This window comes from Altibacter sp., from assembly GCF_019913785.1.
Classification (GTDB): Bacteria; Bacteroidota; Bacteroidia; order Flavobacteriales; family Flavobacteriaceae; genus Altibacter.
The window spans coordinates 40,331-46,803 of the sequence record NZ_JAIOHK010000070.1; the positions used below are offsets into that span (position 1 = coordinate 40,331).

Genomic DNA, 6,473 nt, shown 5'->3' on the forward strand with positions numbered 1-6,473 from the left:
AATTGCTAATAGCATTCTATAAATCGGGATGCTTTTTCTATTTTTACTAAAAACCAATCCGATGAAAAACATACTTTTCCTTTTTGTACTCATATTTTTTTCCTGTGCTCCCGAAAAAATTCCGGCAGATCTCCTCGTTAAAAATGCGACCATCTACACGGTCAATGACAATTTTGATACGGCAAAGGCCTTTGTGGTAAAAGATGGAAAGATTCTGGAAATAGGTAAAAAACCCGAATTAGAATTGAAATACAAAATCGCCGAAGTATACGACGCGCAGGGACAGACAATTATCCCCGGACTCATAGATGCCCATGCCCATTTATTAAATTTGGGGATGGCACTTCAAAATGTAGATCTGGTGGATACCAAAAGCTATAGTGAAGTCTTGGAACGTGTGGTAGCCTTTCAAAAGGAGAAAAATGTAGAATATATCACGGGACGCGGTTGGGATCAAAACGATTGGGATATAAAGGAGTTCCCTACAAAAAAGGAGTTGGATTCCCTGTTCCCCAATACACCTGTCGCCTTACGGCGCATAGATGGACATGCCATGATTGTAAACAGTAAAGCCTTAGAATTGGCAGGAATCACGGGAAAAACCAAAGTTGATGGAGGCGAAGTAGTCTTGAAGGATGGCAAGCCTACCGGCATTTTGGTGGATGCAGCCATGTCTGCGGTGAGAGCTACTATTCCAAGGGCAAGTCGTGAAACTATGGTGACTGCTTTAAAAGAGGCTGAACAAGTCTGTTTAGAACTTGGGTTAACCACCATTGACGAGGCCGGCACATCGAGAGAGGTTATTGAAATCATGAGGGACCTTCACGAAAAAAATGAGCTGTCCCTACGCATATATGCGATGGTCGCAGGAAGATCAAGTGACTTGGATTACTTTTTAGAGAATGGGATTATTAAAACAGATCGACTGAATGTACGTTCGGTAAAAGTGTGGAGTGATGGTGCCTTAGGATCACGTGGTGCGGCCATGCGACAGGAATATAGCGATCAACCGGGTCAGTTTGGGCTGATGATCACTACCGAAGCAGCCTTAGACTCATTGGCCAGGAAAATTGCGGCAGCTGGTTATCAAATGAACACGCATGCCATTGGAGATTCGGCAAATATTTCTGTGCTTCGGGTGTATTCCAATGTGTTGAAAGATGAAAAAGACCCTCGCTGGAAAGTGGAACACGCACAGATTATCACACCATCCGATTTCGACTATTTTTCAGAAAAGATATTACCATCCATTCAGCCTACACATGCGACCAGCGATATGTATTGGGCAGAGGATAGAGTGGGGGCCGAGCGTATAAAAGGAGCCTATTCGTATAAAACCTTGCTTGAGAAGTCGGGAATGGTAGCCTTGGGAACCGACTTTCCGGTAGAAAAGGTAAACCCTATGTATACCTTCTATGCCGCTGTGGCCCGAAAGGATTTAAAGCAATATCCTGAAGGTGGCTATCGTATGGAAGAAGGATTGACCCGGGAAGAAACACTAAAAGGGATGACTATCTGGGCGGCCTATTCTAATTTTGAAGAAGACGAAAAAGGAAGTATCGAAGCCGGTAAATTTGCCGATTTCACCGTGCTCGAACAAGACATTATGACCATCCCCCTAGATAGCATACCCAATGTTAAGGTGAGTGCTACATTTATCAATGGGAAAAAGGTGTATGAAAAAAGTAGTGAGTAGCGATCGAAAATCTAATTTTACACTAATCACTAATCACTAATCACTAATCACTAATCACTAATCACTAATCACTAATTACTAATCATCTATTTCCCTCCTTTCGCCTGTAGGTCGGCTATACAAAGGGGATCAAAGGATGGTATCACGCCTCGTTTCGCTAAACGCTCTGCCAATCGGAGTCCGTCGGTGCTTTCAAAATACATAAGACAATCTTCTACAACACAATGCTTCAGATGGGCAGCATCTTCGTGGTTGGTATGAATATCATCGTCCTGAATATTTACCAAACCGAGGATATGACCAAATTCGTGTTCCAGCGTGTTAATTTCTAAATCGTGCAGTTCAATATTCGGATTGTTCAAGGCGATATCTCGGACGGTCTTCTCATAGACCACAATGGAGGTATTTCTGTACGCAGTTCCAAGGGTTACAGACGTATTCGTGTCGTTGGTAGAAACACCATTTGAAAAGAATATATAAACGGCGATTGTATTATCGACCGTATAATGTACCCGATGCTCGTCTTCAATCGCTCTAATTTCCTCAATATTGAAGGGTGCCCCTGAAGGTGCTTCAATAACCGTTTCAATAATGTTAATGCCACCGGATTTATTCAGGCGAGCGTTCAGAAAATTTCGAAATTCATTGATGGCTATATCGGTGGGCCGGTAAGACGGAGCATATACTAATTCTATGGTGATTCGATCGTAAATATCTTCAGACAACAAATCTTCGGCCGAGACTCCGAGGCTTTTTCGATTTTCAGCTTTGGGATCTATGGGCGGTTCTCCGTCATCTTTCTTACAAGAGATTACAGCGAAAAATGCAACAACTACCAATAACAATTTAATCCAAGGCCCCTTCATTCCTATATTTTTGTATTTTTAACAAACATAACTTTTAATTGCCCATTATGAAAATGAGCTACTCGTTTTTAACGCTTTTTTTAACGATTTGTTTTTCTGTTTCTGCACAGGGGGATGTCTTTCAGCTGGAAATCATGGAGCTCTTACAATGCAATGGAACGCAAGAGGAATACAGCAAGGCCTATGATGATGTGTTCGTCTTGTTAAAAAAGAATTTTGAAACCGCCGATGTACCGGATCCATTTTGGACCGACTTAAAAAAAGGAAAAGAAAAGAGTTTGGCTGAAGTCACTCAATTTCTAACATTTGCCTACCGCAATCACTTTTCGAGACCAGAAATTGCCGAAATGACCGTTTTCTATCAAACCGAAGCTGCGCAAAAGATGCTAAAAATAAATACCGGTATGCTCACCGAAACAGAAAATACGTTGATCGCCGTATTCCAAAACGGTAACGTAGGAAAAAAGCTGGCGGCAAATCGGCAAGGGCTTACAGCCGATATCAACGAAATTGCAGGGCATTGGAGTAGAGATCTATTTGCAGCGAATATGAGTGCGCTGATCAAGGCCGGCTATTCGCCTAAGCAGTAATTCGGGCGAGATAATCATAATTTTCACCACGAGCCACTACTTCAAAAGTCAGATTATTGGTCAAACAGGCATCTTCGAATAAATGCTCATCCAAATACAACCAATCAAATGGCTTTCCACTTTTTCCCTTATAGCGAACGGTAAAAGTCAATTCGCCATAGTATCGGTCGCCCGGTACCCAAATGCCACCGTCGGCTTCTTGATCGTACATATATTTTAAATCGCTTGTATCGACCAGAATTTGTCCCTTTGTGGCCAAAAGTGATTTCAAATGCTTCAAATAGTTGGATATGTGTTTTACCTTCTGAAAGATACCGGCACCGTTCATTAGCAGCAGGATGGTATCGAATTTTTCGTCTTTCAATTCAAGTAAAGGTAGCTGTCGTACATTTTTCACACCCCGAAGCGCACTTACTTTTACCGCACCTTCAGAAGTGTCGATAGCGGTGACTTCGAGCCCTTTTTCCTGTAGATACAAGGCGTGACTTCCGGCACCACAACCCACATCCAAGACGTGCCCAACGGAAAGTTGCAAAGCCTGCTGTTCGATGGAGGGCATTTCAGCAAAATTTCGGAATAAATAGGGTAGCGGTAATTCGTCTTCCTCACTGATGTTTGTTTCGGTGATGAGGTCTTCGGTATAATTTCCGTGGTAATAATCCAACAGTGCTGTGCCAAAAATATCTTTCATAAAGTTGAATTGTTTATTTTTGAATTGCTATGGACGATATTCTGAAACAACTCCCGCAGCGTGCCAAAGATACGCATAACGAGAACAAAAAATTCTTCGCGAAACTGAAGAAGAAACCACCAAAACATTTGGATGCATTGATGGCCGAGTTGCACGAAAATGAATTCAGTCGCACCGATTGCCTCAGCTGTGCCAACTGTTGTAAAACAACAGGCCCCCTGTTCACCGATAGGGATGTTGCGCGTATTGCCAAGCACTTCAGATTAAAACCACAACAATTTATTGAGAAGTATTTGCGTATTGATGAAGAAAACGATTTTGTCTTACAATCGGTTCCTTGTACGTTTTTGGGTGCCGATAATTACTGTAGTATCTATGAGGTACGTCCAAAAGCTTGTCGGGAATTTCCACATACCGACCGGAAGAAATTCCAGCAGATTTCCAATCTAACCTTAAAGAATGTAGCGATTTGTCCTGCTGCCTTTAACATCGTGGAGGAAATGAAGAAGCGATTACCCCAATAGTTAGCGTTGGTATAATAAATATTTTTCCCGCATTTGGTCATAGGCTTTTAAGTCGGGAAGCCAAGTGGCTCTTATCTCCCGAAATGTATATCCCTGTTCAATTTGCTGTTGTAATACTTCAGTCCCGGCATGGGTGGTAAAATTCTTTGTGTTGAAAAAAGCCTCCTTCTTTTCATAGTTCCGGTAGGCATCCATGATCCACGTGAGATCCACCCGACTCATTCTAGGCGTTTCCCTAAGATCCAGGCCGTTACATAGCACTCCGTTGAACTTCGGACTTTTAGATCCGAAGTTAGGCTGTGGCGTATACGAAAAAGGATATTTGTCCTGTGGCAAATACGGAGATCCAATAAGTTGAAATTGCATTTCGGTACCACGCCCTGCGTTGAGGTTGGTTCCTTCTAATAACCCTAGACTGGGGTATAAATTAATAGCAACATCATTCGGTAAATTTGGCGAAGGCCGTACCGGAACGGAATAGGGCGTTTGATGTGTATAGTGAAGCAGCTCGATGATGTGAAGTGTACATTGACCACCATGCCTCAGCCATCTTTGTCCGTTGATCATTTGCGCGAATTCCCCCACGGTCATACCATGCACCAACGGCACCGGATGCATCCCTAAAAAGCTTTTGTATTTAATATCGAGTACAGGTCCGTCAATATAGTGCCCGTTGGGATTGGGGCGATCTAAAATAACTAGTGGAATATTTGCTTCGGCACATGCCTCCATCACATAATGCAGCGTAGAAATATAGGTGTAAAACCGAACGCCAACATCCTGAATATCAAATACCATCATATCAATGCCTTGAAGCATTTCGGCATGAAGTTCCTTGTTTTTTCCATACAACGAGATAATGGGCAAATCGGTCTTCGTATCCAAACCATTTTTAACGAATTCGCCTGCATCGGCCGTGCCGCGAAATCCATGTTCGGGAGAAAACACTTTTTTTAGTAAAAAATTATTGTCCAATAAAAGATCTACCAAATGTTGTTCTTTTTCAACGGAAATCGCCTCGCCATTGGGCGGATATATGGTTTCGGCAAAATGCACCACCGAAGTATGATTGGCAACCAATCCTATATTTTTGCCCTTCAGCAGTGGAAAATATGCCGAAAAACGCTCCGCACCAATAACTATATCTTTGGTGTCGGTTGAAGTAGTACTTCCCACACGCACCGTATCGTGAATAACAATTTCTTCGGAAGTGGTAGCGTTTGTTTCTTTGTTCTGACTTCCACAGGAAAAACATGGAATAATAAAAAATAAAATCCCAAATTTCATTAAAAATACCAACTTGCTGGTGGAGACCCCGTAAAAAAACGGGGTTAGTTCAGCGAATGGTTTTAAATTCACTGAACCTTTCAGCTCATTAAAGCCAAGCTTCACTAAGAAAAATGTATTTTTGAAAAAAGATAATCGCATACGTTAACCCGTGAATTTCGAATTTTTCATCGCCAAGCGCATCATTGCTGCCAAGGATTATAAAAGTAGTATTTCGGCACCAATAATAAAAATTGCCATTACTGCGATCGCCCTTGGTATTATTATGATGCTAATCTCCATTGCCACAGGGATTGGGCTTCAGAAAAAAATACGAGAAAAGGTCTCCGCTTTTAACGGAGATATCATCATTACCAACTTCGACACCAATTTTTCGAACGATTCGCAGATTCCCATTTCAAAAACGCAGGATTTTTACCCCGAATTTAAAAGCGTAGAGGGAATTAAACACATCCAGGTTACCGCTTCAAAAGGGGGTGTGATCCGAACCGAAACCGATTTTGAAGGCATTGTGGTAAAAGGGGTGGGCAACGACTACGATTGGACCTATTTTAAAGACTTTTTGGTGGAAGGAAGGTTGCCAAATTTTACAGGCGATTTAAATGCTGAAATTCTTTTATCATCCTATCTCGCAAATCGATTACAGCTCAAACTGAATGACAAGATCGTTACCTTCTTCCTAAACAACGACAGCGCCAAGGCACCCAGAAGTAGAGGTTTTACGATTGTAGGAATTTACAACAGCGGCTTTCAACAATTTGACGAACAATTTGTCATCGCAGATATTCGGCATATCCAACAACTCAATAAATGGTCCGA

Annotated in this window: 7 protein-coding genes; 4 read left to right on the forward strand and 3 right to left on the reverse strand. The window is 42.1% G+C overall.

Translation table 11 applies throughout. The features are described from left to right. The first annotated feature begins 61 nt into the window (after nt 1-61). A complete protein-coding gene (locus K8F54_RS12480) occupies nt 62-1,696 on the forward strand; it encodes an amidohydrolase (RefSeq protein ID WP_290791457.1) in 1,635 nt (544 codons plus the stop codon). Between the two features lie 86 nt (nt 1,697-1,782). Here K8F54_RS12480 and K8F54_RS12485 read toward each other — a convergent pair whose 3' ends face one another. Beyond that, nucleotides 1,783-2,562, reverse strand: coding sequence for a membrane metalloprotease (locus tag K8F54_RS12485; protein WP_290791459.1), 780 nt, complete (start codon nt 2,560-2,562; stop codon nt 1,783-1,785). A 47-nt stretch (nt 2,563-2,609) separates the two neighbouring features. Here K8F54_RS12485 and K8F54_RS12490 point away from each other — a divergent pair, with 47 nt between their 5' ends. Then, nucleotides 2,610-3,152, forward strand: coding sequence for a DUF2059 domain-containing protein (locus K8F54_RS12490; RefSeq protein WP_290791461.1), 543 nt, complete (start codon nt 2,610-2,612; stop codon nt 3,150-3,152). On the opposite strand, the gene K8F54_RS12495 is transcribed toward K8F54_RS12490, so the two are convergent. Next, nucleotides 3,142-3,843, reverse strand: a complete 702-nt coding sequence (locus K8F54_RS12495) for a class I SAM-dependent methyltransferase (protein WP_290791463.1) — start codon at nt 3,841-3,843, stop codon at nt 3,142-3,144. The genes K8F54_RS12490 and K8F54_RS12495 overlap by 11 nt on opposite strands. A gap of 29 nt (nt 3,844-3,872) precedes the next feature. Here K8F54_RS12495 and K8F54_RS12500 point away from each other — a divergent pair, with 29 nt between their 5' ends. After that, entirely contained in the window at nt 3,873-4,367 is a 495-nt protein-coding gene (locus tag K8F54_RS12500; RefSeq protein ID WP_290791465.1) for a YkgJ family cysteine cluster protein, read from the forward strand. Here the strand turns inward: K8F54_RS12500 and K8F54_RS12505 are convergent, their stop codons facing one another. Beyond that, nucleotides 4,368-5,654 (reverse strand): DUF1343 domain-containing protein, encoded by a 1,287-nt coding sequence (locus K8F54_RS12505; RefSeq protein WP_290791467.1) that lies wholly within the window; start codon nt 5,652-5,654, stop codon nt 4,368-4,370. A 151-nt stretch (nt 5,655-5,805) separates the two neighbouring features. On the opposite strand from K8F54_RS12505, the gene K8F54_RS12510 reads away from it, so the two are divergent. Continuing rightward, on the forward strand, nt 5,806-6,473 hold a 668-nt coding region (locus K8F54_RS12510), incomplete at its 3' end, for an ABC transporter permease (protein WP_290791468.1).